This is a genomic window from Protaetiibacter larvae, assembly GCF_008365275.1.
GTDB lineage: Bacteria > Actinomycetota > Actinomycetes > Actinomycetales > Microbacteriaceae > Homoserinibacter > Homoserinibacter larvae.
Genome location: NZ_CP043504.1, coordinates 1,331,844 through 1,357,744, shown reverse-complemented (window position 1 = coordinate 1,357,744; position 25,901 = coordinate 1,331,844). Strand labels below are relative to the sequence as shown.

The following is a 25,901-nucleotide window of genomic DNA, read 5'->3' as shown; positions in this document are numbered from 1 at the left end:
GCGATCCCTCAGTAGAGTGGCAGGGTGAGCCAGTCGCCAGAACTTCTCGTGTGGGTCGACTGCGAGATGACCGGGCTCGACCTCGGCATCGACGAGCTCGTCGAGGTGGCGGTCGTCATCACCGACTACGACCTCGTGCCGGTGGATCCGGGGTTCAGCATCGTCATCAAGCCCGACGACTCGGCGCTCGAGCACATGAACGACTTCGTGCGCGACATGCACACCACCTCGGGGCTGATCGAGGAGATCCCGCACGGGGTGAGCCTCGCCGACGCCGAATACCAGGTGCTCGAGTACATCCTGCGATTCGTTCCCGACCACGGAACGGCTCCGCTCGCCGGGAACACGATCGGCACCGACCGCGCCTTCCTCGCGAAGTACATGCCGCGCGTCGACGCCCACCTGCACTACCGCAACGTCGACGTCTCCTCCATCAAAGAACTGTCGCGGCGCTGGTACCCGCGCATCTACTTCCAGTCGCCCGCGAAGAACGGCGGCCACCGGGCGCTCGCCGACATCCTCGAGTCGATCCGCGAACTCGACTACTACCGGCGGGTGGCGTTCGTGGCCGAGCCGGGTCCCACGAGCGACGAAGCCCACGCCGCGGCGAAGGATGCGGTGGCGAAATGGGCAGCGCGGATACCGTAGAATCGTCCAGTTGCGTGAGCAGCGTATGGCGGTCGTAGCTCAGTTGGTAGAGCGCTGGCTTGTGGTGCCGGATGTCGCGGGTTCGAGTCCCGTCGATCGCCCCAATTCCCCCTCCCCCGACTCCCCTTCCTCCACCTCGACGGGCGTCCTGCCCGAGTTCGAGGTGCGCTTCGATGTGCCTTGGGTGCTGATCGTCTGGAACGACCCGATCAACCTCATGAACTACGTGGTGCACGTGTTCCGCAGCTACTTCGGCTACCCCCGCGCGGAGGCGGAGCGCCTCATGCTGCTCGTGCACCACGAGGGCCGCGCGACGGTCGCGACCGGGCCGCGCGAGGAGATGGAGCGGCACGCCCAGGCGATGCACGAGTACGGACTGCAGGCGACTGTCGCCCGGGACGACGCATGACGGGGACGCCCGGATGCTGATCGACCGCCGCGGCGAGCAGATCCGCATCGACTTCGCGGCCGAGGAGGCCGGGCTGCTCACCGTGCTCGCCCACCAGTTCGCGGATGTGGTGCGCGATCCGGAGCTCGACGATGCGCCCCTGCTGGCCCGGCTGTTCCCCGACGCGTACCGCGACGATCCGGATGCCTCCGCCGAGTTCCGCCACTACACCCGCGACGAGCTGGAGGCGCGCAAGATCGGCGCCGCGGAGCAGATCGCGGCGACCGCCACCGAGGGTCTCGTGACTCTCGGACTCGCCGATGCGGAGACCTGGGCCCGCAGCCTCACCGACCTGCGCACCATGGTGGGCACCCGGCTCGGCATCCGCGGCGACGACGACGAGCCCGCCGCGGGCCCGCTCACCGACATCTACCACTGGCTCGGCGAGCTGCAGTGGCTGCTCGTCGATCAGCTGGACGGCCCGTGAGCCTCGAACTCGACGCCGAGGCCTTCGAGCGCCTGGTGATCGACGAGCTGGACGCGCTGCCCGACGAGATGGTCGAGGGGCTGGAGAACGTGGTGTTCGTCTGCGAGGACCGCCCCGAGGACGGCTCGCTCGACCTCCTCGGCGAGTATCAGGGGGTGGCTCTCACCGAGCGCGATCGCTACGGATTCGGCGAGCTGCCCGACCGGATCGTGCTGTTCCGCGAGCCGCTCCTGCACTACTGCGCGGACCTCGAGGAGTTGCGCGACGAGATCCATGTGACCCTCGTGCACGAGATCGCTCACTACTACGGCATCGACGACGCGGAGCTGCACCGGCTGGGCTGGGGCTGACCCGCCCCCGATGCGGCGGATCACGGTTGCATGTCAACCGGGGCCGCGCCCTCGCGCGCCGGGACGGCGAGACCGTACGATGCGGTCGCACCCCCCTGAGGAGACCCCCTGAGGAGACCACCATGCTTTCTCGCACCGCTGCCGCCCTCGCCCTTCCCGTGCTCGCGCTGCTGGCGCTGACCGGATGCACGCCCGGCGGCGGGCCCGGCGGCGGAGCCGACGAGGGAACCGGGGGTGCCCGTGGCGGCGCGACGGACGAGCCCGGCGACGGCACCGGCTCCGACTCCGGGCTCGGCCCGGTGCTCACCGACTGCGTGAACGGCGACTGGCATGCCGACCTGGGGGATCTGGCCTCCCAGCTGGGTGCCCAGCTCGCCGCGGGCGGCCTCACCGTCACCGGGTCGACCGCGAGCGGCACCCAGGATCTCGCGATCGACGGAGAGGGTTTCCTCGGCTTCGCGAACGCGATGACCTTCACGATCAGCATCGAGATGTCGGCCGGGATGGCCATGACGGTCACGCAGACCCACAGCGGCGCGGTCGGCGCCAACTGGGCGTGGGACGGATCGTCCGACGCGGTCGACACGCACGGCGTCATGGTGTTCAGCGACTACAACGGCTCCGAGTACCACGTCGACAACACGGTCGCGATCAACGGGCAAGCCTCGTCGGCGAGCATCCCGATCCCGTCGACCGCGGCGGGCGACGTACCGCTAGAGGTGAGTTGCACGGCGGACACCCTCACCACGCATCCGCAGGGCTCGCCGTTCACGACCCGCTGGCACCGCTGAGCGCGACGTCGAACCGGGAGCGGTGCCGCTCAGCCGGCGATGACGACATCGGCGAGCGCGAGCGGATGCTCGCGGGCGATGACGACGTCCTCCTGCGCCGCCCAGCGCTCCCAGTGCGGGGCGAACTCGTCGCCGCTGCGGGCGAGCGCGCGGCGCTTGCGTTCCGCGGCATCGAGCTCGATCCAGATCCCGAGGCTCGCGAGGGCGCGGTTCGCGGCCGTGAGCGCGCCGCACCCCTCGATCACGAGCGCCGCATCCGGATCGATCTCGTGCCACTCGGTGGACACCGAGCGCGCCCAATCCCAGCGCCGCCAGCCCGGGCGGGATGCGGCGAGCACCGTCTCGTGCACGGCGCGGCTGCCGGCCTCGAGTCCGTCCCACCCCGGGTAGAGGTCGTCGAGCCGCACCAGCTGCGCGTCGAGCAGGGGGGCGAGCTCGTCGGCGAGGCTCGACTTGCCCGCTCCCGAACGGCCGTCGACAAGCACCACGGGACGCGACGCGGATGCCGTGGCGAGTTCGACCAGGCGCGGCAGGGCGGCGTCGATCGCGAGGCGTTCAGCCGACAACGGGGGTCCACCATCCGGTGAGCACGGCGGCCAGCACGGCGACGCCGGCGACGACGACCGCGATCGCCAGGAGCGCCCACTCCCGCGCGCCGAAGGCCGAATCGCGCGCCCAGCTGCGCGGACCCGGCCCGCCGAAGCCGCGCGCCTCCATGGCGGTCGCAAGCGCCGAACCGCGCCGAACGGCCAGCACGAGCACGGCGAACGCCAACCCGGCGAAGCGACGGAACCGGCCGCGATCCCCCACCCCCCGCGCGCGCCGGGCGAGCTCCAGCATCCGAGCGTCCTCGCGCAGCAACCCCACGAGGCGGGCGGCCGCGAGCGCGCCGATCACGAACCGCGCCGGCAGCTTCACCCGCTGGGCGAGGCCATCGGCGAGCTCCGTGGGGTCGACCCCGATGAGCAGCACGACGGTCGGCAGGGCGAGGGCGAGCACCCGGATGGTGCCGGCGACGGCGAGCTGGATGGAGCCGTCGGTGATGTGCACGAACGCCCAGTCGAGGTAGCTCACCCCCGACACTCGACCGTAGAGCAGCACCGTCAGCCCGGTGAGCGGGGCGGCGATCCAGATGAGGGCGGTGCGCGTCCAGAAGACACGCAACGGGATGCGCAGCAGCGGGAAGAGGGCGAGCTCCAGCACGAGCGCCACGCCCGCCGACACGGGGTCGATCGACCACACGATCCCGAGGGCCACGACGATCCCGGCGGCGAGCCGGGCGACGGGGTTGATCCTCACGCGGGCACCCCCGCCAGCTCGAAGGCCGCCGCCCCGAGCGCGGCCGCGAGGCGCTCGTCGTGGGTCGCGAAGACGATCGCGGATCCGGCCGACAGCTGCGCGTCGAGCAGCGCGACGAGCTCGGCCCAGGTGCGGGCGTCCTGCCCGAAGGTGGGCTCGTCGAGCACGAGCAGGCGGGGCGAGGTGGCGAGCACCGTGGCGACCGAGAGGCGGCGCTTCTGCCCGCCGGAGAGGGTGAAGGGGTTGGCCGCGGCGAGCGGGGCGAGGCCGAGACGCTCGAGCAGCTCGTCGGCGGTCGCCTCCGCCTCCCCCTGTGCGCGTCCGAGGGCGCGCGGCCCGAGGGCGACCTCCTCGCGCACGGTGCGGGCGAGGAACTGGTGCTCGGGCGACTGGAAGACGGTGCCGATGCGCGGCAGCAGCTCGCGCGAACGCCAGCGGGCCGGATCGGGGCCGATCCCGGATGCGAGGGCCGGCTCGGCGCGGAGCACGCCTGCCGCCGCCGGGAGCAGCCCCGCGAGAGTGAGCGCCAGGGTCGACTTGCCGGAGCCGTTCGGACCGGTGAGCGCGACCGCGCGGCCCGCCGTGAGCTCCAGGTCGATGCCGCCGCGCACCACGACCCCCGGGCGGCGTGCGACGGCCAGTCCGGCGGCCGTCAGAAGCCGTTCGCCGTCGACCGGGCGCGGGCCGGCCACGGGGGCGGGCTCGTGCCCCGGCACCCACACCCCCTGCGCCGCGAGGGAGGCGCCCTCGCGCGACAGCACGGCATCCGGGGCGCCGTCGGCCACGATCGCGCCCGCCGCGCCGAGCACCACCACCCGGTCGACATGCTCCACCCAGGCGTCGACCCGGTGCTCGACCACCACGAGGGTCGCCCCCGTCGTGCGGGCGAGCTCGATGACGGCATCCCGCACCTCGCGCACGCCCGCCGGGTCGAGCTCGGCGGTCGGCTCGTCCAGCAGGATGAGGCCGGGACGCATCGCGAGCACGCCCGCGAGCACGAGGCGCTGCTTCTGACCCCCCGACAGCCGCTCGGTGGGGTGCTCACGCGGCAGGCCCAGCCCGACCGCGGCGAGCGCCGCATCCACCCGCCGCCACGTCTCCTCGCGCGGCACGCCGAGGTTCTCGCAGCCGAAGGCGACGTCGTCGCCCACGCGCGACATCACCACCTGAGATTCGGGATCCTGCAGCACGAGCCCGACCCGCCCGCGTGCCGCCGCGGCCGGCACGCCGTCGATCAGCAGCTCACCGGACCGCTCGCCGTCCTCATCCGAGCCGAGCACACCCGCGAGCCCCGCGAGCAGGGTCGACTTGCCCGAACCGGATGCCCCCAGCAGCAGCACGCGCTCCCCGGGGTCGATCGCGAGATCCAGGCCGGCGAGCGCCCAGGCGCGCCGACCCGCATGACGCCACCCCCAGCCGTGCGCCCGCACGGCGGCGGGGCGCACGGCCAGGGGGGTCGTCACGCGCATCGGATCAGACGTCGGCGGACCGTTCGCGGCCCGAGGCGAAGCGGTTCAGCACCCCCGCGGCGGCGAGCCCCCGGGCGATCGCCCAGGCGCCGATCCCGGCGATCACCGCGCCCGAGACGACCAGGCTCACGGCGAACACCACCTGGAAGGCCAGATCGGTGCCGGCGTACCAGACGATCAGCTCGTGCGGGATCTCGAGCAGCGCGGCTGCCGCGCCCGCGAGCACGGCGACCCCCAGCCCGAAGCGCCGGTAGAGGAACGCCGCGAACACAAGCTCCGCGCCGAGGCCCTGCAGCACGCCCGAGACGACCGTGTCGACGCCCCACTGGGCGCCCACGAGCATCGAGATGAACGCCGCGACGACCTCCGTGTAGAGGGCGGCTCCCGGCTTGCGGATGACGAGCCCGCCGAGCACGCCCGCGAACAGCCACGGACCCGCGGTGAGGCCCTGGAGTCCGGGCAGCAGCGCCTCGAAGAAGCCCGAGATGGGCGAGTACGTGAGGTTCCAGATCCAGAAGATGACGCCGGATGCGACGCCGAGAACGCTCGCCACGACGATGTCGACGACGCGCCAGCGCCAGACGAGCTTCGCACGTGCGGGGGTGATGGTGGTTTCGGTCACTGTTCGTGCCCTTTCGTGTCGGTGACAGGGGCACGGGTAGAAGAGATGCCTCCCTGCGCTGGCATGATCCAGATCAGGTTCGACGGTCGAAGCTTGGATGAGCTTCCTCTCAGCCCGGCACACCGGACTCCCGTGTTCGGTCACGAGTGTAGCCCGGTCCCGCGGCTAGGCTCTCCCCCATGCCCGACACCGCTGTCGCCCCGGCGCCCACGCGCCCGGCGAACCTGCCCCTCCGCAAGCGCCCGATCGACATCTTCTTCGCGGTGGTGTTCACCCTGTTCATCGTCACCTCGTCGATCGCCGACATGGTGCCGACCCTGGGGATCGACTTCACCCGACCCGACGGCAGCTTCCTGGTCGACTCGAACCACTGGTACGCGCACGACGCCGACCCGCTGTTCATGAACGCGCCCGTCTGGATGCGGATCGTGACAGGGCTGTCGGCCTTCGTCTACCTGGCCTTCTACCTCGTGCTCGTGCCGGCGCTGCTGCGCGGCTGGAACTGGATCCAGCTGCCCTCCGTCATCTACGCGACCATGATCGCGAGCATCACCGGCATCATCGTGTTCGGCGTGGAGTTCTTCGGCGAGCCGGAGTTCCAGACCCAGAACCCGGCCAAGTTCCTGGCCTTCAACCTGCCGTACGTGATCATCCCGCTGCTGCTGCTCGTGCGGATGCGCAAGCCGCTGCCGTTCACGCGGAGGTTCTAGCGGGCTGCGAGCGATCAGTACACGCTCGCGTTAATTCACGAGAGTATGTATCGTCGCGGCATGAGCATCGCGTTGAGCATCCGGGCCACCGCCACCCACACGGCCGCCCTCACCCGATTCGGGCACGCGCTGTCAGACCCGACCCGCGTGGGCATCCTGCTGGCGCTCCGGGAGGCGCCCGCCTACCCCTCGGATCTCGCAGAGGCGCTCGGGGTGTCCCGGCAGGTGATGTCGAACCAGCTGGCGTGCCTACGGGGGTGCGGATTCGTCGAGGCCGTCCCCGACGGGCGGCGCACCTGGTACCGCCTGGCCGACCCGCACCTCGCACCCGCGCTCGACGAGCTGCTGCGGGTGACCCTCTTCCTCGAGCCCGGCTGCTGCGCGGGCGAGAACTGCAGCTGCGCATGACCACGGTGCGCGCGCCGCTGGCGGACGACCGCCGCGCGGTGCTCCAGCGGCGCATCCGGCTCATCGTCGGCTTCACGATCGGCTACAACGTGATCGAGGCCGTCGTGGCGATCGCCGCCGGAGCAGCAGCATCGTCGGCGGCCCTCATCGGATTCGGGCTCGACTCGGTCGTCGAGGTGCTGTCCGCGGCGGCCGTCGCGTGGCAGTTCAGCCGACGCGACCCCGAGCGCTGGGAGCGGCCGACGCTGCGCGTCATCGCGCTCGCCTTCTTCGCCCTCGCGGCGTACGTCTCGATCAGCGCGGTGCTGACTCTCGCCGGCGCGCGCGACCCCGAGCACTCCACGGTGGGCATCGTGCTCGCCGCAGTATCGGTGGTCGTGATGCCCGTCGCGTCGCTCATCGAGCGGGCGACCGGCCGTGAGCTCGGCTCGGCGACCGCCGTCGCCGACGCCCGGCAGACCATGCTGTGCGCGCTCCTCTCGGGCGCCGTGCTGCTGGGGCTCGTGCTCAACTCGCTGCTCGGATGGGCGTGGGCCGACTCGGTCGCGGCCCTCGTCATCGCGGTCTTCGCCGTCCGCGAAGGCGTGGAGGCCTGGCGCGGCGACAGCTGCGCGACCCCGCTCGGGATGCTGCTCGAGGAGGAGTGACTGCGCCCAGGGCGCGGGCCGCCCCTGTCGGAGAAGCAGGCTCAGATGCACGTTCCGGCGCTCGGCAGCCCCGAAATCGTCGTTTCAGCCTGCTTCTGTGACACCTGGCCGCTCAGCAATCCCGCAATCTATTGACTTTCGATAGATTATCTATCGATAATCGATCCATGAACCCCGAGCTCCCGCGACCGTCGCTCGCCCTCGTCGTCGTCACCCAAGCACTGCTGGGGGTGCTGTTCCTGCTCGGGATCGGCACCGTCGCCCTGCTGCCCGCCTTCTCGGCGCAGCTCGCGGAGAGCCTCCCGGAATACGCCGGGCTGCGCCCACCGCTGCTCGCCCTGGCGATCGGCTTCATGGTGCTCGCGCTCATCGTGCTCGCGATGATCGCGTTGCTGATCGACCGCATCCGCCGCGGGACCGTGCTCACCCGCGCCTCGCTGCTCTGGGTGGATGGGATCGTCGCCGCGCTCGCCTGCGCCGTCGTACTGGTGATCACCGGCGTCGTGGTGATCAGCAACGGACAGGCGGGGAACCCGCTTCTCGCCCTCATCCACCTGCTGACGGTGCTCGCGCTCGTCGTGCTGGCGTGCATCACGCTCGTACTCCGATCGCTGCTGCGACACGCGATCCTGTTGCGATCCGAACTGGACGAGGTCGTCTGATGCCGATCCGCATCTCGATCGACCGCATGCTGGCCGAACGCCGGATGAGCGTGGGCGAGTTCGCCGAGGCGATCGGCATCACCCCGGCGAACGTGGCGGTGCTCAAGAACGGTCGGGCGAAGGCGGTGCGGTTCTCGACGCTGGACGCGATCTGCCGGGTGCTCGAGTGCCAGCCCGGCGAGCTGCTGCACTACGAGGAGTGAGCGGGGTGGATGCGGTGGTCTCGAGACGCGTCCGCTGCGCGGGCGCTCCTCGACCACCTGAGAGGCCGCCCCAACCGCTGATCGAGTAGCCGCGCAGCGGACCCCACCCGCTGATCGAGTAGCCGCGCAGCGGCGTATCGAGATCCCCGCCGTAGACTCGACCCGTGACCGAGCTCTCCGCCCAGCTGCTGCACGGCGTCGCCGTGATGCTCGGGGTGCTCGGGGTGCAGGGTCCGGGCGTCGTGCTCGCGACCCTCGGCGCGGCGGCCCTCGTCGGCGCCCTCGCCGCCGTGCTCGTCGCCCTCGTGCGCGCGAGCGCCGCCGCCGCCGAGCGGCTCATCGCGGTCGGCGACCGCGATCGTCGGCACGCGATCCTGCTCGGGCGACTGCCCGACGCCTCGCACCCGGACGCGCGCGGCCACATCCGCTCCCGCGCGCCCGGACTCGCGGCCTCGGCCGCCTGACGCGCACCCGCGCACTCGACGCTCCCCGCCTGCGGGGGGTCGGGGCGGCCAGACGATCCCGCCTGTCCGCATCCGACCCAGGAGCACCCATGAACCCCTTCGACCTTCCCCCGATCGCCGCGATCCTCGCGGCGGCCGCCTCCGCCCTCGGCGCGCTCGGCGCCGTCGTCACCCCCGCCGGCGCGATCGTGCTCGTCACGCTCGCGGTGCGCGCCCTGCTCATCCCCGTCGGCGTCTCCGTGGCGCGCGCCGCCCAGAACCGGCGACGTCTCGCCCCCCGCCTCGCCGAGCTGCAGAAGCGGCACCGGAAGAACCCCGAGCGGCTGCAGCGCGAGACCATGGCGCTGTACGCCGCCGAGAAGGTGTCGCCGTTCGCCGGATGCCTGCCGATGCTCGCGCAGGCGCCCGTCATCAGCCTCGTCTACGCCCTCTTCGCCTCGGCCACGATCGCGGGCGAACCCAACGAGCTGCTGCACTCCACGCTGTTCGGCGCGGGCCTCGGGCGGCACCTGCTCGACCTCGGCGCGGGCGTGCAGCTCAGCGATCTGGTCTTCGCCCTGCTGCTCGTCACGATCGGCGTGGTCGCCTTCCTCAACCGGCGGATGGCGCTGCGCGATGCCCCCGCCGTCGCGCCCGACGCGCCGGGTGCCGCCCTGCTGAACCCGCGCGGCCCGCTCAGCTGGACCCCGTTCCTCACCCTCATCGCCGCCGCATTCGTCCCGCTCGCCGCGACGCTGTACCTGGCCGTGTCGGGGGCGTGGTCGTACGCCGAGCGGCGGATCCTGCGGGCCCGGTACGCGTGACCGCGGCCTGTGGACAGGCCACGGCATCCCGCCGCGGCGGGGGCCATGGTGGGGGGATGGTGCTGCACCTCGACCCCGCGATCCCCATGGTGTGGCGCGACCCCATGACCGTGCAGTTCGGCGTGGACCCCGTCGTCACGATCGTCCCGGAGGTCACCCCCGCCGGCGAGCGGCTGATCGCCGTGCTCGCGGCGGGGGTGTCCGAGACGGGCTACCCGATGCTCGCGAACGCGCTCGGCGTCAGCGGCGCCGAGGCCGCCGAACTCCTCCGCGCCCTCCACGACTGCCTCCTGCCCGACGCCGGCGACAGCCCGGCCGCTCCCCGCGGACGCATCCTCGTGCTCGGCGACACCCCGCTCGCGGGCGGCATCGCCCGGGTGCTCGACGACGCGGGGCTGCGCACCACGGACCCGCGAACGCCCGCACTCGTGCTGCTCGTCGCCGATCGAGTGGTCGCCCCCGCCGACCATCGCGTCTGGCTGCAGCGCGACATCCCGCATCTGCCGGTCGTGGTCGGCGACAGCTCGATCACCATCGGACCGCTCGTCGAGCCCGGCCGCACCGCGTGCCTGCACTGCGTGGGCCTGCACCGCCGAGACGTCGACCCGGCCTGGCCCGCGATCGCCACCCAGCTCAGCGCGCTCCGGGCGCCCGCCCCGCACCCGCTGCGCGCCGCATCCGCGATCGCCGTGGCCGCCCGGATGGCGACCGCCCGGCTGCGCGACGGGGCAGACCCCGGCCCCGCGCGGGAACTGCGCATCGCGGGCGACGGCGGAGAGCTCAGCGGTCAGTTCGTCGAGCCGCACCCGGAGTGCCGCTGCTCAACTCCGCCAGAAAGCGACTGGGCTCCCGCGGACGCCCTCGCACGCCCTCGGCGGCCCACGAGAGGGAGAGCGTCCGCCGCGCCCGCGTGATGCCCACGTACAGCAGCCGGCGCTCCTCGTCGATCGCATCGAAGCCGCGTGCGTAGGAGATCGGCAGCAGCCCCTCGCTGAGCCCCACGAGGTGCACGTGATCCCATTCGAGGCCCTTCGCACCGTGCAGCGTCGACAGGACGACCGCCTGCATCGTCGGCTCGTACTGGGCCGCCTGCCGCTCCTGCAACTCGGCGACGAAGCTCGCGAGCGTCGTGCCGGCCGGCGCCTGGTCGGCGAGCTCGACGAGCGCGTTGAGGGCATCCCAGCGATCGCGCACCGCTCCCTGGCTCTCGGGGGGATCGACGGTCCAGCCGATGTTGCGGGCCACGTCCGCGACCGTCTCGTACATGGGCTTCGGGGATCCGGTGCGGGCGAGGCTCGTGAGCTCCAGCACCGCGCGCTTCACGGCATCCAGCTCGAAGAAGCGCGTGCCGCCCAGCTGACGCGCGCTGATGCCGCGCTCGGCGAGCGCCGTCTCGAGCTGCACCGCCTGGGCGTTGATCCGGTACAGCACCGCGATGTGCTCGGGCTTCACCCCCACGGCAAGCTGTGCGGCGACCGCCTCCGCCACCCCGCGCGCCTCGTCGGCGTCGCTCCCCCAGCGCGACACGCTCGGCTCGGTCGCCGCCGCGTCGCCGCTCGCCGCGACGAGCTCGAGGGCTCCCGGGCGACCTCGCATGAGCCGGTTGGCGGCGTGCAGCACACCCGGCGCGGAGCGGTAGTTCTGCTCCAGGCGCACGATCGTGGCATCCGGGTACCGTGCACCGAAGCCCAGCAGGTACTCGCTCGACGCCCCCGCGAAGGAGTAGATGGTCTGCGAGGCGTCGCCGACGACGCACAGCTCGCGCCGGGGGCCGAGCCACAGCTCGAGCAGCTCCTGCTGCAGCGGCGAGACATCCTGGTACTCGTCGACCACGAAGAAGCGGTACTGCTCGCGCACCTGCTCGGCGACGCGCGGCTCGGCGTCGATCATGCCCGCCGTGGCGAGCAGCACGTCCTCGAAGTCGAGCTGCCGGCGCTCATCCTTGAGGTCCTCGTACCGTTGCTGCAGCTCGACCACGGTGTCCACGTCGAGCCCCGGCGGCATGACGCGGGTGTGCGCCACCCGGGCGTATTCCGCGAGCGGGATGCGACGCACCTTGCGCCACTCGATCTCGGCGGCGACATCGCGCAGCGCCGCCGTGTCGACGCGCACCCGAAGCGATTCGGCGGCCTGCCCGAGCATCCGGCCTTTGCCGGGGAGGATCTCGGGAAGGCGCCCGCCGACCAGCTGCGGCCAGAAGAAGCCCAGCTGCGCGAGCGCCGCCGCGTGGAAGGTGCGCGCGGCCACGCCGGGCGCACCGAGGCGCCGCAGCCGTGCCCGCAGCTCGCCCGCCGCACGCGTGGTGAAGGTGAGCGCCATCACCCGCTCGGGCGCGTACACGCCCGTCGCCACCCCGTGCGCGATGCGGTGGGTGAGCGCGCGGGTCTTGCCGGTTCCCGCACCCGCCAGGATGCACACCGGCCCGAGCAGGGTCTCCGCGGCGAGCCGCTGCTGATCGTCGAGGCCGGCGAGCAGCTCGTCGGCGCTCACCACACCGCCCCGTCGTCGAGCGGCCCGCCGAACCAGTCCTCGATGATGGCGCGGGCGATCGACGCGCGACCCGGCAACCGCACCCGACCCGCCGACACCTCCTCGGCGAGCTCGTCGCGCGTGAACCAGCGCAGCTCGCGCAGCTCCGTGCCGTCGGGTCGCGGCTCGGTCGTGGCCCCCGGCGCGATGCGCGCCTCGAAACCCAGCATGAGGGAGGCGGGGAACGGCCACGGCTGGCTTCCGCGGTACTCCGGGTCGGCGACGAGCACCCCGGCCTCCTCGAAGATCTCCCGAACCACGGCCGCCTCGAGCGACTCGCCCGGCTCGACGAACCCGGCCAGCAGCGAGAACCGACCCGGATCCCACTCCACGTTCGAGCCGAGCAGGATGCGTCCGGCGTCATCGAGCACGGCGACGATCACCGCGGGGTCGGTGCGCGGATAGAGCTCGCGTCCCGTCTCGGCGTCGACCCGCACCCAGCCCGACTGGGTGACCGTCGTGGGGTTGCCGGTCGCGGGCGAGAACCGGGCCACCTGGTGCCAGTTCAGGAGGGCGAGAGCCTGCGTGAACAGCCCCGCATCGCGTGCGTCGAGCAGCGCACCGGCCCGGCGCAGCTCGAGCCACGGCCCGTCCGGACCGATCCGCTGGGCCGTCGCATCGTCGACGGCGATCGCCAGCACCGCGGCGCCCGCTGCGAGGTGCGCCGACGCGGACACCGTGCGCCCGAGGAAGGCGAACCGTTCCGCGTCGACCGGGCCGAGCACCGCCGGATCCCGGAGCGCGAGCGCGCCATCCGCGGTGCCGAGCGCCTGCCGCTCGTGCAGCACGAGGACGCGGGTGGCGGGCTCGGCGAGCAGGGCGGGGATGCCGGCCAGCCGCGAGAGGTAGTCGCGGTCGAGCTCGGAACGCGACAGGCGCGGAGCGAGCGGCGCCCTCCGTGGTCGGGACGAACCCTCGGGCGACCCGCTCATCAGCACCTCTCCTCCAGCCGAGCTGCGGCGGCGGTCGGCAGCACCGAGAACGCCGGATCGGGCGTGGCGTGCCGGGTGGCCGGGGCGGGGCAGACCTACCCTGTCCGCATGGCCAGATCCCACCTCACTCTAGCGGCGCTCGCCACCTCGGCCGTCGCGGAGCTCGACGTCGTGGGTGCGGCGCCGTTCGGCTCCGCCGGGCGCGGAGACTTCGATTCCGCGGTCGTCACCGGCCGCGACGGACGCCTGTGGATCGTGCGCGTGCCCCGCTCCGAGCGGGCCGAGCAGGAGCAGTCGGCGGACCTCGTGGCGCTCCGTGCGCTCAGCCAGGGCGCCCGCGCGCGCCTCCCGTTCGAGGTCACCGTCTTCGCCGGGCAGGCGCCGATCGACGGCACCCGGGCGATCGTCTCCGAGTTCGTGCACGGCACCTCGGTGACCCTCACCGCGATCGACCTCGAGCTCGCCACCTCGATCGGCGAGGCCATCGCCGCCGTCCACGCGCTGCCCACGAGCCTCGTCACCGATGTCGGCCTGCCGGCGACGGGCACCGATGAGGCCCACCGGGCCGCCCAGTCGCTCATCGAGCGCGCCGCCGCGACGAACCTCGTGCCCGCGGCCCTGCTCGACCGCTGGCGGCAGGCGGGCGACGACGCGGGACTGTGGCAGTTCACCCCCGCCGTCATCAACGGCTCCCTCGGCGCCGACTCGTTCCTCGCCTCCGCCGGACAGGTCACGGGGCTGCTCGGCTGGCACGGGCTGCGCGTCGGCGATCCGGCACGCGACCTGCACTGGGTGCTCGGCATCCGCCGCGACGGCATCGCGGATGCCGTGTTCGACGCCTACACGCGCGTGCGCGGCAGCGTCGACCGCCGCATCCGCCAGCGGGCGACGCTGCTCGCGGAGTTCGAGGTGGCACGCTGGCTGCTGCACGGAACCGACACCCGCTCGACCGAGATCGTGGACGACGCGGTGCGGATGATGTCGCGGCTCGTCGACGACGTGCTGGGCGACGCGACCGACTCGATCGCCCCGCCCACCCTGCCGATCCTCGCCGTCGACGAGGTCGAGGCACTGCTCGATCGCGCCGAGCGGGTCTCCTAGCGTCGGGCCGGCGGTCTCGAGACCATCGACCCGCTACGCGGCGAGGCGCGGCACGATGCGCACGAGCTGACGCGGGCGCCGGAAGTCGACCCGCAACCGCAGCTCACGGCGCCGCGCGAGCACCACCGCGACGACGAGCGCCGCGAGCGCGGGCGCGCCGCCCGCCACGATGAACGCCCACGACGGTCCGAAGCTCGACGCGATCCCGCCGATGATCACCCCGCCCGCGGCCTGGCCGCCCGTCACCACCATGAGGTACAGCGACATGACGCGCCCCCGGATGCCGGGGTTGGTCGACAGCTGCGTCATCGACTCGGCGCCGGTCGCGAACAGCAGCCGACTCACCCCGATGCCCACGAGCGCCACAAGGAAGCCGGGATACCAGCCGCTCGCGCCCGCGAACACCGTCACGGCGCCGTAGAGCCCCGCGAACAGGACGATGTCGCGCAACCGCAGCGCACGGCGGCGCGAGGAGAGCACCGCCCCCACGAAGGCACCGAGCGCGGCGAGCGAGTTGTAGAGGCCGTAACCGGCCGCCCCCGTGCCGAAGGTGTCATCGGCGGCGGCCGCGAGCAGCACCGGCAGGTTCATCCCGAACACGGCGACGAAGGCGAGCAGCAGGATCGGCCAGAGGATCGTGGGCTTGCCGATCGCGTAGCGCACGGCCTCGCGGATCTGTCCGCGCGAGCGCTGCTGCTTGAACACCGGCACGAGCTCACGGGCTCGCATGAGGGCGAGGGCGAGCACCGCGACCGCGGAGGTGCCGGCGTTGACCGCGATCGACCAGCCCGATCCGATCGCCACGATGAGCACGCCGCTGATCGCGGGGCCGATGAGCCCGCCCAGGTGGAACACGGTCGCGTTGAGGCTGATCGCGCCGCGCAGCCGGTGGGTGCCGACCATCTCGGAGACGAATGCCGAGCGGCTCGGCCCGTCGATCGCCATCGAGGTACCGGTCACGGCGGCGGTGAGCAGCACCTGCCAGGCCTGCACCTGCCCGGTGAGCACGAGGGTCGCAAGCACGCCGTAGGCGATCGTGCCGACCGACTGCGTGATGAGCAGCACCACCCGGCGCGGGGCGCGATCCGAGATGACGCCCGCCCACGGACCGAACACGAGGGTGGGCGCGAACTGCAGCGCCACGGTCAGCCCGACGAGGGCGACGTCGCCCGTGAGTTCGAGCACGAGCCAGTCGATCGCGACGCGCGCCATCCATCCGCCGGTGTTGGCGAACAGCTGCGCGATCAGGTACAGCCGGTAGTTGTAGGCCTTCAGCGCGACGAAGGTGTCGCGCCAGCGCGGCCGCTCGGTGAGCACCGGGATGGGCTCCGTCACCGCCTCGGAGACGGGGGCGATGGGCGGCGACACCCCTCGAGGCTATGCCTCGCGACGCCATTACCAAGGGTTATCGTTGCTATAACTACTATTCGATTTCCGAATGAGTGGAGTGCGGATGTTCGATCCCGTCCTGCTGCGCAGCTTCGTCGCCGTCGCCGACACCCTGAGCTTCACCCGCGCCTCCACCCTGCTCGGCATCAGCCAGCCCACCGTCAGCCAGCAGGTGCGCAAGCTCGAGAAGGCGGCCGGCCGCGTCCTCATCGCCCGCGACACGCGCGCCGTCACCCTCACCGACAACGGCTCCGCGATGCTCGGCTTCGCGCGGAACATCCTCGCCGCCCACGACGAGGCCGCGTCGTACTTCCTGGGCTCCGCGATGCGCGGGCGGCTCCGATTCGGCGCCGCCGACGACCTCGCCCTCACCCACCTGCCCCAGGTGCTGCGCGACTTCCGGCAGCTCTACCCGCAGATCAACCTCGAGCTCACCGTCGGGCAGAGCGGCGCGCTCAGCCGACGGCTCGCCGCCGGACAGTTCGACCTCGTCTACGTCAAGCAGGAGCTCGGCCGCGGAGAAGGCCGCCTGGTCCGGCGCGAACGGCTCGTCTGGGTCGCCCACCGCTCGCTGCGACTCGAACCCGACGCGCCCGTGCCCCTCATCCTGTACCAGGCGCCGAGCCTCTCCCGCGACGTCGCCCTGCACGCCCTCGAAGACGCCGGACGCACCTGGCGGATCACCTGCAACACCCGCGAAGTGAGCGGGGCGCTCGCCGCCCTGCGCGCCGGCATCGGGATCGCGGTGCTGCCGCGCGTGCTCATCCCCGACGACCTCGTCGAGGTCACGGGCACCTTCGAACTCCCGCGACTCGTCGAGGTCGACTTCGTGCTGCTGTCGAACCCGCAGTCCACGCCGGGAGCGGTCGAGGCGCTCGCCAACACGATCCACGCGGCGGCCCGGTGATCTCGATACGCCCGCTTCGCGCGCTACTCGATCAGCGGGAGGGGGTGCCGCTTCGCGGGCTACTCGATCAGCGGGAGGGAGTGCCGCTTCGCGGGATACTCCCCCGCTGATCGAGTGCCGCGGCGCAGCCGCGGCGTATCGAGATCAGCGGGAGGAGGGGAACACGGCGCGCCAACGGGCGAGCAGCTCCGCCTCCGAATCGATGTGGGGCGGCCGGATCACCTCATCGTCGGCCACGAAGTAGAAGGCGGCGTCGATGAGCGCCGGATCGATACCCTCACGGCGCGCGTAGGCGAGCCGGTAGAGGGCGAGCTGCAGCTGCTTGCGCTCGAGGTCGGCGGCGTCGCGCGGCGCCTTGCCCGTCTTCCAGTCGACCACCTCGAAGCGGTCGCCGTGCCGGTAGACGGCGTCGATCTTGCAGATCACGATGCGCCCGTCGAACGGCAGATGGATCTCCCGCTCCACCTCGACCGGTTTCAGCTGCGCCCACGGGGACCGCTCGAAGGTCGCCTGCAGCTCGGCGAGCCGCTCGGCATCCACGACCTCGCCCTCGTCGTCGAGCTCGAACGGGGCGGCATCGAGCTCGTCGGCCGCGCCGCCCGCCGTGCCGTAGCGCTCCTCGACCCAGGCGTGGAACAGCGTGCCGAGTCGCGTCGCGCGGTACGGCTTCTCGGGCATCGGGCGCCGCAACTCCTCGGCGACGGCATCCGGGTCGGTCACATAGTCCTTGAACGCGGACGCCGGGATGCGCACCGGAAGCGGCACCACGCCGTCGCGCGTGCGGCGCCGCTCGCGCTCCTCGAGCAGCAGCTCCGCCTCGCGCGCTCGCGAGCCGACCAGGGCCGGGGCCGCGGCGCGCACGGCCTCCGCGGCCGCACGCACGGCCGCAGCGCGCGAGCCGAACGGCTCGTGCGGCCAGTGCACCGACTCGGCGACAGCCGACGCGTCGGGCGCGGGGGGCGCATCGCCCGGCAGCGGATCGATGATGCCGGCCTCGGCGAGCTCCACGAGGAAACGGCTCAAGGTGCGCGCCGACTTCCGGGTCGACCAGAACGACGCCGACAGCAGCAGGCTCGAGCGTGCGCGCGTCACCGCGACATACGCCAGGCGGCGCTCCTCGGCGAGATACAGCTCGGTCACCTCCTGCGTGAAGCGATCCACCTCGTCCTTGAACTCCTTGCGGTGCGTCGCCGAGGCCCCCCCAAACACGGGAAGCTCCGCGGCATCGCCCCGCTCGCCCCAGGGGAACCGTCCGAAACCGAGCCAGCCGCCGTAGCCCTCGAGCGGCTTCGCGGGGAGCTCATCCTCGACCCAGCGGGGCACGGCCACCAGGTCCCACTCGAGACCCTTCGCCCCGTGCACCGTCAGCACCTGCACGCATCCCGCCTCCGCCTTCTCGGGGCGCGGGCTGAGGTCCTCGCGGCGCTCGGCCTCGCGCAGCCACGAGAGGAAACCCCCGAGGCCCGCGGACTCCGCGATCGCCAGATACCCGTGCAGCGCATCGAGCAGCGCCTCGAGATGGGCATCCCCCGCCACGCGGTGGTCATTGGCGGCCACCTCGATGTCGAGGCGCAGCTCCTGCACGGCGAAGGTCACGAGATCGGGCAGCTCCAGCCCGCTCCGCGCCCGCACGCGGTCGATGAGGGCCGCCGCATCCCGCATTCTCGCGAGACCCACGGGAGTGATGCTCGCGAGCGCCGGATGGCCGTCGCGCGCGCGGCCGACGAACTCGAGAGCATCGACGATCGAGCCGCCCTCCTGCTCGACGACCGAGCCGCGCAACGCCTGCCGCAGCTCCGGGGCGAGCAGCGCCCGTTCGGCGACATCGTGATCGGCGAGCCACGACGCGACCGAACGCAGTCCCGCGAGGTCGGCGACGCCGATACGCCACCGTGCGCCCGCGAGCAGCCGCAGCAGCTCCGACCCCGACCCCGGATCGTCGATCACCCGCAACAGGCTCACGAGGTCCGCGATCTCGGGCTGCGCGAGCAGCCCGCCGACGCCCAGAACGTGCACCTTGAGCCCCGCGTCGTGCAGGGCGCGCAGGAAGCGGTCCTGGGTGCGCCGGGTGCGCAGCAGCAGCGCCGCGGTCGCCGGGGTGCCGGATGCCGCGGTCGCGGCGGCGAATCCGCGCGCGAACCAGGCGGCGACGGCTGCGGCCTCCTCGTCGACATCCGTCGCGACGACGACCTCCACCGCGGAGGCGGGTGCGTCCCGGCGCGGGCGCAGGCGCTCGACCGCGATCTTCGGCGCATAGCGGGAACCGGCACCCGCATCCACGATCGCGTTCGCGACCTCGAGGACCTCGCTGCCGTTGCGCCAGCTCGTGCTGAGGTCGTATCGCGCGACCGGCTCACGCACCCCGAAGCTCTCCAGGAACTGGGTGAGGTTGCTCGCGCTCGCGCCGCGCCAGCCGTAGATCGACTGGTTGGGGTCGCCCACCGCCATCACCGCGGTGCCCCCGAACAGCTCGGCGAGCAGCCGGGTCTGCACGACCGAGGTGTCCTGATACTCGTCCAGCAGCACCACCCGGAACCGTTCGCGCACCTCCTCGCGCACCGCGGGCCGGGCTCGCGCCGCCTGGAGCGCCAGCACCACCTGGTCGGCGTAGTCGACCGCCCCGCGCTCGCGCTTGGCCTGCTCGTACTCGCCCGCGAGCGAGGTGAGCAGCTCCAGCTCCGCGAGATCGCCGATCCTCTCCAGGACGTCGGCGTAGGCGAAGCGCGGGTTCGCGCTCGGGAGCTCGCGCATCGCCGCGTAGCTCCGACCGACCGCGCGGACCCGTTCCGGGTCGGCATCGTTGTCAGCGATGCCGCGCGCCACCCGCAAGGTGGCCTCCACGACCGCGTCGAGCCGCTCGTCGAGCTCCGGGAGCCGGGGATGCGCGCTGCGCACGACCACCTGCCGGGCCAGCTGCCACGCGGCCGCCTCGCCCAGCACCACGCCGTCGCTGTCGCGCCCCAGCACGAGCGCGTTGTCGGAGAAGAGCGCGCTCGCGAACGAGTTGTAGGTGGCGATCTCGGGTGCGTCGAACAGCTCGACAGCCTCGTTCGTGAGCCCCGCGGTGCGCAGTTCGCCGAGCCGCTGACGGATGCGCTCGGCGAGCTCCCCCGCCGCCTTCCGGGTGAAGGTGAGCCCCAGGATCTGCGAAGGGGCGACGTGGCCGTTCGCGACGAGCCAGAGCACCCGATTCGCCATCGTCTCGGTCTTGCCCGAACCGGCCCCGGCGACCACGAGTGCCGGCGCGGAGGGCGGCGCCTCGATGACGGCGCGCTGCTCCTCGGTGGGCGGCTTCACCGCCTCGCCACGCACCGCGGCGAGCGCCTCCGCGATCTGGAGCGCCGACACCCCGCCGCCGGTCTGCTCAGTCATGACTCACCTCGGGAACCCGGTGAAGAAGCAGGCCCGGGTCGGGTCGACGGCCCGGCGACGGGGGTTCCGCGGGTCCGCTGAACGACGACGCCCGCATGAGCTCCGCCACCGCGCGGATGCGCTCACGGAAGCTCTCGAGCCCCTCCTCGTCGAGGGAGAGCTGCACCGCCTCACGGTAGGCCGTGCCGCCGATCCCCTCGCGGACGAAGAGCAGCTTGGCCCCACCGCCGTGGTGCTCGCCATACGGCGCGAGAGCCTCGTCGAGCTGCCCGGCCCGGTAGGCGAGCTGGTACACGCCGAGCTGCGCGTGCTGCGCGACCTTCTGCGGCGAGGTCGTCGGGCGGCCGGTCTTCAGGTCGACGATGACGACCGCGCCGTCCGGAGCCAGCTCGACCCGGTCGATCGTGCCCTTCACGACGATGTCGTCACCGAGCGGGATGCTGATGCTGCCCTCGGCCGCGACCAGCGTCTTGCCCTCGGCGGCGAAGTCCCCGAGGTATTCGGCGAGACCGTGGATGAGGCGTCGCGCGGCGCGGCGCTCGAAAGCGGACACCCAGGGCGCCTCGAACGGCAACTCCGGCCAGCGCGCCTCCAGCTGGCTCCACAGCGTCTGCTCGTCCGATCCCTCGGCGAACTCCATGACCGCGTGCACGAGCGTGCCGATGCTCATGGCCGTGGAGGTCGATCCGCCGCCCAGGCGTTCGATGGCCCAATCGAGCGCCGACTCCTCGACCTTCTCGATCTGGGACGGCGACACCCGCACCGGCACGCCGTCGAAGAGCGGGGCGTCGGTGGAGATCTCGCGGAGGCCGAGCCACTCCTCGGGCGAGGCGCCGACGACCTCCCGCTCGGCGAGCAGGGCGAGCAGGGCCGCCGCCTCCTCGCGCCGCGGCCCCGACGCGTCGACGAGCTCGCGGCGCAGCAGCCCCGTCAGGCCGCGCAGCGTGAGCGGCGACGCGACCCGATCCGCGAGGGCGTCGGGCGCGGACGGCGCGAGCTGGAACAGCACGCTCGCCGACTCGTCCTCGTTCTCGACGGCCGCCAGCACGACGCGCTCGCGGGCGCGGGAGACCGCGAGCGCGAACATCCGCAGCTCGTCGTCGAGCACGAGCTTGCGTTCGTCGATCGCCGCCGCATCGCTGCCCTCCAGCAGCCGGACGAGTCGCTGCGGGGCGAGCAGCGAGCCGCGCGGGCGGAGGTTCGGCCAGGCGCCGTCCTGCAGGGAGGCGACCACGACCGTGCGGAACTCCTGCCCGACGAGCGCCGACGGGGTCGCGACGATGACCGCGTCGTCGGCCCGCGGGGGCGCGAGCAGGTCGTCGACGATGTCGGAGTCGAGGATGTGCTGCAGGAAATCGAGCACGTCCTCCGTCGGGCGCTGCTCGACGTAGCGCTTCGCCGCCGCGAACAGCGCGACGACGCCGTCGAGATCCCGGTTCGCCTCGGCCGCCTCGATGCCCGAGCCGAGCGCCTGCCTGCGCCACGACTCGGCGACCCCGCTGCGCTCCCACGCCACCCAGAGCAGCTCCTCGATCGTCGCGCCGCCGGCGAGGGCGCGCAGCTCGGCGAGAGTGCCGGCGAGTCGGGATGCGCGCGCGGCCGCGCGGCCCTCGATCGTCGCCAGGCGCCCCGGCTCGGCGAGCGCGTCGGCCACGAGTTCCGCACCCGGCCGCGACCCGCCGCCGGCGAGCTCCTCGTGCCGCAGCGCGAGGCGCAGTCGGCGCAGTCCGAGCGGGTCGAGGCCGCCGAAGGGGCCCGTGAGCAGTTCGGCCGCCGTCGCCGCGTCGAGCTGCCGCCGCCCGATCGCGACCTCCACGAGTGCGAGCAGCGCCCGCGGCGCCGGATCGTCGCGCAGCGGTGCACCGCGGCCGGAGGTGCGGGCGGGCACCTCGGCGCGCGCGAGGGCGCGGGCGAGCTCCGGCAGCTGCGCGCCCGAGCGGACCACGACCGCGAGCTGCGACCACGGCACGCCGTGCGGCAGATGCTCCTCGCGCAGCACCCGGGCGATCGCCGTCACCTGCCGCGCGGGGGTGGTGGCACGGATGACCGACACCGGCGGCCGGTCGGATGACGCCTCGGCTGCGAGAGCCGGCACCGCCGCCCGGCGCTGCGGACCCGCCGCCGCGGTGCCGATCCGCTCGACGGTGCGCGACACGAGCGCGCGAAGCTCGGCGCCCCCGCGGTGCACCGTGTCGAGCACCAGCCGGTCGCCGTCGCGGAGGCCGATGCGCTCCGCGAGACGGCCCACGGCATCCGCCTCACCCCCGCGGAAGGCGTTCGCCGCGACATCCGGATCGCCGAACGCCACCACCGCGACGCCCCGATCGGCGAGCGCGCGCAGCACCGACATCGTCGACTCGGTGGCCTCCTGCAGATCGTCGACGACCACGAGCCGCAGACCCGAGACCCGCGACCCCGCCTCTCCGTCGCGGATCGCCCGCACCGCGAAACGCACGAACTCGGCGGCGTCGAACTGGTCGGGCCGGTTCTGCGCCTGCAGCGCGTGGTACTCGCCGAGGAACGCGGCCGCGGCCGCCCAGTCGGCGCGGCCGGCCTCGCGGGCGATCGCGCCGAGACGTCCGGCATCCACCTCGTACTCCGTCGCCCGGGCGAGCAGCTCGCGCAGCTCGGCGCGGAACCCCCGCAACGCCCGCACCTCCGGGACGAGCGGGTCCGGCCAGGCGGGACCCGTGCCGTCGACCACATGGCCCTCCAGGATCGCCGCGAGATCGGCGTCCTGCTCGGTGCCGGTCAGCAGCCGCGGCGGCGGCGCGCCTGCCGCGCGGGCCGCGGCGCCCACCACCTCGAAGGCGAGGGACGACACCGTGCGGGCGAGCGGACCATCCGTGGGCACGCCGAGTCGGCGCGCGAGACGATCCCGCAAGCGGGTCGCCGAGGCACGGGACGGAGCGAGCACGAGGATCTGCTCGGGCCGCCATCCCCGGCCCACCCGCTCCGCGACGAGCTCGACGAGCGTCGTGGTCTTGCCGGTTCCGGGAGCCCCGAGCACCGCCGCCGAGGCGTCGTCGGCGAGCGCCAGCACCGCCGCCTGCGAGGCGTCGAGCACCACCGGCGCGACGCCCTCTGGCTCGTCGACGACGAATCGGGCACCGGGCATGCCGCTACCGTAGCGGGCGGCTCGGACACCGCATCCGATGCCGGTCCGAACCCCCGGTTCCGCCCACAGTGAACCGCTCGGGATGCCCCGCTCGGCATCATCTACGCTCGACACGTGGACATTCGCATCGGTATCGCCAACACCGCCCGTGAGCTCGCCTTCGAGAGCGCGCAGACCGCCGCCGAGGTGGAGAAGATCGTCGAGAAGGCGCTCACCGCCGGCGATGTGTTCGTCAAGCTCGCCGACGACAAGGGCAAGGTCTACATCGTCCCGGCGGCCGGAATCGCCTACATCGAGGTCGGCGGCGGCGAGACCCGACGCGTCGGCTTCGTCGCCTGACCGCTTCTCGCCTAGGATCGCCGCGTGGAGATCGTCTTCGTCACCGTCATCGGCGCCGGCATCGGGGGCCTCATCCGTTACCTCGTTCCCGGACGCGGCTCCTACGGCATCGCCCTGCTGCCCGCCGTGGGCGCGGCCGCGACCTCGGCCGTGTGGGCGCTGCTGGTCTGGCTCGGCTGGCCGTTCGACGGCGGCTGGATCTGGACGGTCTCGATCGCGGCCGGCATCCTGGTCGCCGCGCTGACCGCGTTCCTGCTGCCGCGCGTGCGCCGCAGCGCCGACGCGCGCGCCCTCCACGAACTCTCGGGCGGTCGGCTCTAGCCGCTCAGCCTTTTCCGCAACTCAGGAGATCCCGGCGTCATCGAGCCGTCGACGCGCCCTCCTCACGATTTCTCCTGAGTTGCGAACCCCGCGGTGGGCGAGGAGCGCCGCCAGGATCGTCTCGGCGACCTCTCGCGGCTCGTAGACGATCTGCGCGTACCGGAAGTGCAGGACGGTACGACCGGCACGGACGAATCCCGCATCGCGTCGGCGGTCACGGGCCGTGACCTCTGCAGCATGGAACGCGCCGCCGTCGGCCTCGATGAGGATCACATCCTCGATCTCGAGGTCGCCGCGCCCCACCCTCCGCACGTAGGGCTGGCTGCGGACGCGCAGCCCCATCACCCGGCAGAGGTAGCGGATGAGCGTCTCGAGGCCGGACTCGGCGGCGGGGTCCGCCCAATCGACGAGGTGACGCCGATGGAGCGGGAGGCCCTCCGCGAGGTCCGGGAGCGAGCGCATCGAGAGCATCCCCAGATGGAGTGCGCTGTCGAGCGCCGCGAGCGCGTCCCGCTCGGGAAGGCAGGTCATCGCGAGCGTGAGCGCATCCCAGAGTCCGGCGTGCGCGTGGTTCGCAGGGGCCCGCGACAGTTCGCGCCAATGGATGCGGCAACCGGGCGCCTCGAACTCCATCGGCGCCGTGCGGTCGTCCTTGTCACGAAGCCGCGCAGCGTTCGGAGCGATCTGCAGGTGCACCTCGTCGAGGTCCGCCGGCGCCCAGATCCCTCGATGCCGCAGTTCGGAGACGCACGAGAATCGGCCGCCCACCCGCACCGCGCGCTGCACCGCCGGGTCCAGGTCCGGCCGCGCGTAGTAACCCCTCCGGATCCGCACGAGACTGCCATCGTGCACGGCGGCGGCCAACTGCATGACGGTCGCCCCGCGCCCGACGAGGTTGCGGCGGGTCAGCACCTCGGCGTCGCCGAAGAGCTCCGAGGGGTGGGCACGGATGGCGGGGCTGATCATCCGGGGAGCCTGCTCGCCTTGCGGAATCGGCGTCGACGTCCGTCGCCTGATCCGGAGACGGCGACCGCGCCACCGCGGCTGTGCAGGACCGGCCGATCGTCGCGCGTACTTTCCGCAACTCAGGAGATACGCGCGGGGCGGCGGCGCACACCCTGGCAAACGGGCGAGTCTCCTGAGTTGCGGAAAGAACCCGTGCCGATCCGCCTCAGGCGGTCAGGCCCAGGGCATCCATGCGGCGCGTGTGCGCCGCGATGAGCTCGGTGAACACCGGGTCGACGCGCTCGTCGACCGCGGCCGCATCCGCGGCGGTGCCGTGCTGCTCGATCGCCGAGCGGGCCACGAGCATCGTGTCGCCGATGAGGCGACGACCCCACATCGCGAGTCGCGACGCCACCCGTGGGTTCTCCTCGATGGCGAGCCGCAGCTCCCCCACGAGCACCTCCTCGCCCTTGTCGCGCTGCAGGATCTCGGCCGCGCGATCCGCGAGATCCCGCGGCAGGCCCGCGGCGAGCCCGGCGAAGAAGTCGAGCAGGAAGCCGTTCGTGAGATAGCAGGTCACGAGGATCTCGTGCCAGTCGGCGCCCTTCGTGCGGCGCTGGAAGTCGTCGAGGGGAAGCCGGAACGGATCCATCTGCGCGGTCGGGTCGTCGTGGTGCTCACGCAGCAGCCCGACGAGCTCCTGATGCATGGCCAGCAGCTCGGATGCCGCGTGCGTGAGCCGCGTCTTCGCATCCGTCGTCGGTGCCGTGGTGACCGCGCGGCCGAGGTTCTCGAACAGGACGATCGTGAGGTACGCCGTCTGACCGAGGAAGCGCTCCGGCGCGGGAGCGAGGTCGGCCAACTCCACCCGGGCGACGGCCACCGCCTCGGAACGCGGGGCGACGTGATGGCTTGCCGGGCGCGGACGCGTGCGACGACGGAACCAGGCCACCGGCCCAGTGTATGCGAGCCCGGTAGACTGGAGTCCTCCCCTACC

27 protein-coding genes, 1 tRNA gene, 1 pseudogene and 1 riboswitch are annotated in these 25,901 nt (G+C 72.8%); of the genes and pseudogenes, 18 read left to right on the top strand and 11 right to left on the bottom strand.

Going from position 1 to position 25,901, the window contains the following annotated elements; genetic code table 11:
* Nucleotides 1-24 precede the first annotated feature (24 nt).
* From orn to FLP23_RS06365, 6 genes are all read left to right on the top strand, one after another.
* On the top strand, nucleotides 25-648 hold the full coding sequence (gene orn / locus FLP23_RS06390) for an oligoribonuclease (protein ID WP_149325086.1): 624 nt from the start codon (nucleotides 25-27) through the stop codon (nucleotides 646-648).
* 28 nt (nucleotides 649-676) lie between these two features.
* A tRNA-His gene (locus FLP23_RS06385) sits at nucleotides 677-752 on the top strand.
* Between the two features lie 80 nt (nucleotides 753-832).
* Entirely contained in the window at nucleotides 833-1,057 is a 225-nt protein-coding gene (gene clpS / locus FLP23_RS06380) for an ATP-dependent Clp protease adapter ClpS (RefSeq protein ID WP_149325085.1), read from the top strand.
* 13 nt (nucleotides 1,058-1,070) lie between these two features.
* Nucleotides 1,071-1,523, top strand: coding sequence for a DUF2017 family protein (locus FLP23_RS06375; RefSeq protein ID WP_149325084.1), 453 nt, complete (start codon nucleotides 1,071-1,073; stop codon nucleotides 1,521-1,523).
* On the top strand, nucleotides 1,520-1,873 hold the full coding sequence (locus FLP23_RS06370) for a metallopeptidase family protein (protein WP_246139920.1): 354 nt from the start codon (nucleotides 1,520-1,522) through the stop codon (nucleotides 1,871-1,873). The genes FLP23_RS06375 and FLP23_RS06370 overlap by 4 nt, the downstream gene beginning before the upstream one ends.
* Before the next feature lie 122 nt (nucleotides 1,874-1,995).
* On the top strand, nucleotides 1,996-2,664 hold the full coding sequence (locus tag FLP23_RS06365) for a hypothetical protein (protein ID WP_149325083.1): 669 nt from the start codon (nucleotides 1,996-1,998) through the stop codon (nucleotides 2,662-2,664).
* A 29-nt stretch (nucleotides 2,665-2,693) separates the two neighbouring features.
* On the opposite strand, the gene FLP23_RS06360 is transcribed toward FLP23_RS06365, so the two are convergent.
* Genes FLP23_RS06360 through FLP23_RS06345 form a run of 4 tightly spaced genes read right to left on the bottom strand, consistent with a single transcriptional unit; the run spans nucleotide 2,694 to nucleotide 6,054 of the window.
* Entirely contained in the window at nucleotides 2,694-3,230 is a 537-nt protein-coding gene (locus FLP23_RS06360) for a nucleoside/nucleotide kinase family protein (protein ID WP_149325082.1), read from the bottom strand.
* Nucleotides 3,220-3,963, bottom strand: a complete 744-nt coding sequence (locus FLP23_RS06355) for an energy-coupling factor transporter transmembrane component T family protein (RefSeq protein ID WP_149325081.1) — start codon at nucleotides 3,961-3,963, stop codon at nucleotides 3,220-3,222. Before FLP23_RS06355 ends, FLP23_RS06360 begins: the two co-directional genes overlap by 11 nt.
* Complete coding sequence (locus FLP23_RS06350; RefSeq protein ID WP_149325080.1) at nucleotides 3,960-5,432, bottom strand: ABC transporter ATP-binding protein; 1,473 nt, start codon at nucleotides 5,430-5,432, stop codon at nucleotides 3,960-3,962. The genes FLP23_RS06355 and FLP23_RS06350 overlap by 4 nt, the downstream gene beginning before the upstream one ends.
* A gap of 4 nt (nucleotides 5,433-5,436) precedes the next feature.
* The gene (locus tag FLP23_RS06345) at nucleotides 5,437-6,054 is read right to left on the bottom strand and encodes an ECF transporter S component (protein ID WP_149325079.1); all 618 of its coding nucleotides are present in this window, start codon (nucleotides 6,052-6,054) and stop codon (nucleotides 5,437-5,439) included.
* A gap of 33 nt (nucleotides 6,055-6,087) precedes the next feature.
* A riboswitch (TPP riboswitch) is annotated at nucleotides 6,088-6,189 on the bottom strand.
* A gap of 44 nt (nucleotides 6,190-6,233) precedes the next feature.
* On the opposite strand from FLP23_RS06345, the gene FLP23_RS06340 reads away from it, so the two are divergent.
* The 8 genes and pseudogenes from FLP23_RS06340 to FLP23_RS12455 form a co-directional block, all read left to right on the top strand.
* Nucleotides 6,234-6,764, top strand: coding sequence for an EXPERA domain-containing protein (locus FLP23_RS06340; RefSeq protein ID WP_149325078.1), 531 nt, complete (start codon nucleotides 6,234-6,236; stop codon nucleotides 6,762-6,764).
* Nucleotides 6,765-6,824: 60 nt separating this feature from the next.
* Nucleotides 6,825-7,172 carry an ArsR/SmtB family transcription factor gene (locus FLP23_RS06335; RefSeq protein ID WP_149325077.1) on the top strand — a complete coding sequence of 116 codons (348 nt, stop codon included), beginning with the start codon at nucleotides 6,825-6,827 and terminating at the stop codon, nucleotides 7,170-7,172.
* Complete coding sequence (locus FLP23_RS06330; RefSeq protein WP_149325076.1) at nucleotides 7,169-7,819, top strand: cation efflux transmembrane domain-containing protein; 651 nt, start codon at nucleotides 7,169-7,171, stop codon at nucleotides 7,817-7,819. Before FLP23_RS06335 ends, FLP23_RS06330 begins: the two co-directional genes overlap by 4 nt.
* Before the next feature lie 167 nt (nucleotides 7,820-7,986).
* Entirely contained in the window at nucleotides 7,987-8,481 is a 495-nt protein-coding gene (locus FLP23_RS06325; RefSeq protein WP_149325075.1) for a DUF2975 domain-containing protein, read from the top strand.
* Nucleotides 8,481-8,684, top strand: a complete 204-nt coding sequence (locus FLP23_RS06320) for a helix-turn-helix domain-containing protein (protein WP_149325074.1) — start codon at nucleotides 8,481-8,483, stop codon at nucleotides 8,682-8,684. Before FLP23_RS06325 ends, FLP23_RS06320 begins: the two co-directional genes overlap by 1 nt.
* Before the next feature lie 164 nt (nucleotides 8,685-8,848).
* Nucleotides 8,849-9,148, top strand: a complete 300-nt coding sequence (locus FLP23_RS06315) for a DUF6412 domain-containing protein (protein WP_149325073.1) — start codon at nucleotides 8,849-8,851, stop codon at nucleotides 9,146-9,148.
* A gap of 89 nt (nucleotides 9,149-9,237) precedes the next feature.
* The gene (locus FLP23_RS06310) at nucleotides 9,238-9,951 is read left to right on the top strand and encodes a YidC/Oxa1 family membrane protein insertase (protein WP_149325072.1); all 714 of its coding nucleotides are present in this window, start codon (nucleotides 9,238-9,240) and stop codon (nucleotides 9,949-9,951) included.
* A 56-nt stretch (nucleotides 9,952-10,007) separates the two neighbouring features.
* Nucleotides 10,008-10,775: pseudogene (locus tag FLP23_RS12455) on the top strand (TOMM precursor leader peptide-binding protein); the annotation flags it as partial.
* On the opposite strand, the gene FLP23_RS06300 reads toward FLP23_RS12455, so the two are convergent.
* Together FLP23_RS06300 and nudC are read right to left on the bottom strand one after the other, a co-directional pair.
* The gene (locus FLP23_RS06300; protein WP_149325070.1) at nucleotides 10,732-12,441 is read right to left on the bottom strand and encodes an ATP-dependent helicase; all 1,710 of its coding nucleotides are present in this window, start codon (nucleotides 12,439-12,441) and stop codon (nucleotides 10,732-10,734) included. The pseudogene FLP23_RS12455 and the gene FLP23_RS06300 overlap by 44 nt on opposite strands.
* A complete protein-coding gene (nudC, locus tag FLP23_RS06295) occupies nucleotides 12,438-13,412 on the bottom strand; it encodes an NAD(+) diphosphatase (protein ID WP_149325069.1) in 975 nt (324 codons plus the stop codon). The genes FLP23_RS06300 and nudC overlap by 4 nt, the downstream gene beginning before the upstream one ends.
* A 108-nt stretch (nucleotides 13,413-13,520) precedes the next feature.
* Between nudC and FLP23_RS06290 the strand changes: the two genes are divergently transcribed.
* Nucleotides 13,521-14,513, top strand: coding sequence for a phosphotransferase (locus FLP23_RS06290; protein ID WP_149325068.1), 993 nt, complete (start codon nucleotides 13,521-13,523; stop codon nucleotides 14,511-14,513).
* Between the two features lie 33 nt (nucleotides 14,514-14,546).
* Here the strand turns inward: FLP23_RS06290 and FLP23_RS06285 are convergent, their stop codons facing one another.
* Entirely contained in the window at nucleotides 14,547-15,881 is a 1,335-nt protein-coding gene (locus FLP23_RS06285; RefSeq protein ID WP_149325067.1) for an MFS transporter, read from the bottom strand.
* Nucleotides 15,882-15,966: 85 nt separating this feature from the next.
* Between FLP23_RS06285 and FLP23_RS06280 the strand changes: the two genes are divergently transcribed.
* Nucleotides 15,967-16,809 carry a LysR substrate-binding domain-containing protein gene (locus FLP23_RS06280; RefSeq protein ID WP_149325066.1) on the top strand — a complete coding sequence of 281 codons (843 nt, stop codon included), beginning with the start codon at nucleotides 15,967-15,969 and terminating at the stop codon, nucleotides 16,807-16,809.
* A 144-nt stretch (nucleotides 16,810-16,953) separates the two neighbouring features.
* Here FLP23_RS06280 and FLP23_RS06275 read toward each other — a convergent pair whose 3' ends face one another.
* The gene (locus FLP23_RS06275) at nucleotides 16,954-20,181 is read right to left on the bottom strand and encodes an ATP-dependent helicase (RefSeq protein WP_149325065.1); all 3,228 of its coding nucleotides are present in this window, start codon (nucleotides 20,179-20,181) and stop codon (nucleotides 16,954-16,956) included.
* Entirely contained in the window at nucleotides 20,174-23,299 is a 3,126-nt protein-coding gene (locus FLP23_RS06270) for a UrvD/REP family ATP-dependent DNA helicase (RefSeq protein ID WP_149325064.1), read from the bottom strand. Before FLP23_RS06270 ends, FLP23_RS06275 begins: the two co-directional genes overlap by 8 nt.
* A gap of 114 nt (nucleotides 23,300-23,413) precedes the next feature.
* Here FLP23_RS06270 and FLP23_RS06265 point away from each other — a divergent pair, with 114 nt between their 5' ends.
* Nucleotides 23,414-23,638, top strand: a complete 225-nt coding sequence (locus tag FLP23_RS06265; RefSeq protein ID WP_149325063.1) for a DUF3107 domain-containing protein — start codon at nucleotides 23,414-23,416, stop codon at nucleotides 23,636-23,638.
* Between the two features lie 24 nt (nucleotides 23,639-23,662).
* Nucleotides 23,663-23,959, top strand: a complete 297-nt coding sequence (locus FLP23_RS06260) for a hypothetical protein (protein WP_149325062.1) — start codon at nucleotides 23,663-23,665, stop codon at nucleotides 23,957-23,959.
* Between the two features lie 21 nt (nucleotides 23,960-23,980).
* Here FLP23_RS06260 and FLP23_RS06255 read toward each other — a convergent pair whose 3' ends face one another.
* Nucleotides 23,981-24,925, bottom strand: a complete 945-nt coding sequence (locus FLP23_RS06255) for a DUF559 domain-containing protein (protein WP_149325061.1) — start codon at nucleotides 24,923-24,925, stop codon at nucleotides 23,981-23,983.
* A gap of 205 nt (nucleotides 24,926-25,130) precedes the next feature.
* Nucleotides 25,131-25,856 carry a ferritin-like fold-containing protein gene (locus FLP23_RS06250; RefSeq protein WP_168200391.1) on the bottom strand — a complete coding sequence of 242 codons (726 nt, stop codon included), beginning with the start codon at nucleotides 25,854-25,856 and terminating at the stop codon, nucleotides 25,131-25,133.
* Nucleotides 25,857-25,901 lie beyond the last annotated feature (45 nt).

Bases quoted from the DNA above. Each gene is read 5' to 3' on its own strand.
- FLP23_RS06275 (WP_149325065.1), bottom strand. From the start codon at position 20,181: ATGACTGAGCAGACCGGCGGCGGGGTGTCGGCGCTCCAGATCGCGGAG.
- FLP23_RS06320 (WP_149325074.1), top strand. From the start codon at position 8,481: ATGCCGATCCGCATCTCGATCGACCGCATGCTGGCCGAACGCCGGATG.
- nudC (WP_149325069.1), bottom strand. From the start codon at position 13,412: ATGAGCGGGTCGCCCGAGGGTTCGTCCCGACCACGGAGGGCGCCGCTC.
- FLP23_RS06365 (WP_149325083.1), top strand. From the start codon at position 1,996: ATGCTTTCTCGCACCGCTGCCGCCCTCGCCCTTCCCGTGCTCGCGCTG.
- FLP23_RS06290 (WP_149325068.1), top strand. From the start codon at position 13,521: ATGGCCAGATCCCACCTCACTCTAGCGGCGCTCGCCACCTCGGCCGTC.
- FLP23_RS06280 (WP_149325066.1), top strand. From the start codon at position 15,967: ATGTTCGATCCCGTCCTGCTGCGCAGCTTCGTCGCCGTCGCCGACACC.
- FLP23_RS06340 (WP_149325078.1), top strand. From the start codon at position 6,234: ATGCCCGACACCGCTGTCGCCCCGGCGCCCACGCGCCCGGCGAACCTG.
- FLP23_RS06325 (WP_149325075.1), top strand. From the start codon at position 7,987: ATGAACCCCGAGCTCCCGCGACCGTCGCTCGCCCTCGTCGTCGTCACC.
- FLP23_RS06335 (WP_149325077.1), top strand. From the start codon at position 6,825: ATGAGCATCGCGTTGAGCATCCGGGCCACCGCCACCCACACGGCCGCC.
- FLP23_RS06310 (WP_149325072.1), top strand. From the start codon at position 9,238: ATGAACCCCTTCGACCTTCCCCCGATCGCCGCGATCCTCGCGGCGGCC.
- FLP23_RS06330 (WP_149325076.1), top strand. From the start codon at position 7,169: ATGACCACGGTGCGCGCGCCGCTGGCGGACGACCGCCGCGCGGTGCTC.
- FLP23_RS06255 (WP_149325061.1), bottom strand. From the start codon at position 24,925: ATGATCAGCCCCGCCATCCGTGCCCACCCCTCGGAGCTCTTCGGCGAC.
- FLP23_RS06350 (WP_149325080.1), bottom strand. From the start codon at position 5,432: ATGCGCGTGACGACCCCCCTGGCCGTGCGCCCCGCCGCCGTGCGGGCG.
- FLP23_RS06375 (WP_149325084.1), top strand. From the start codon at position 1,071: ATGCTGATCGACCGCCGCGGCGAGCAGATCCGCATCGACTTCGCGGCC.
- FLP23_RS06270 (WP_149325064.1), bottom strand. From the start codon at position 23,299: ATGCCCGGTGCCCGATTCGTCGTCGACGAGCCAGAGGGCGTCGCGCCG.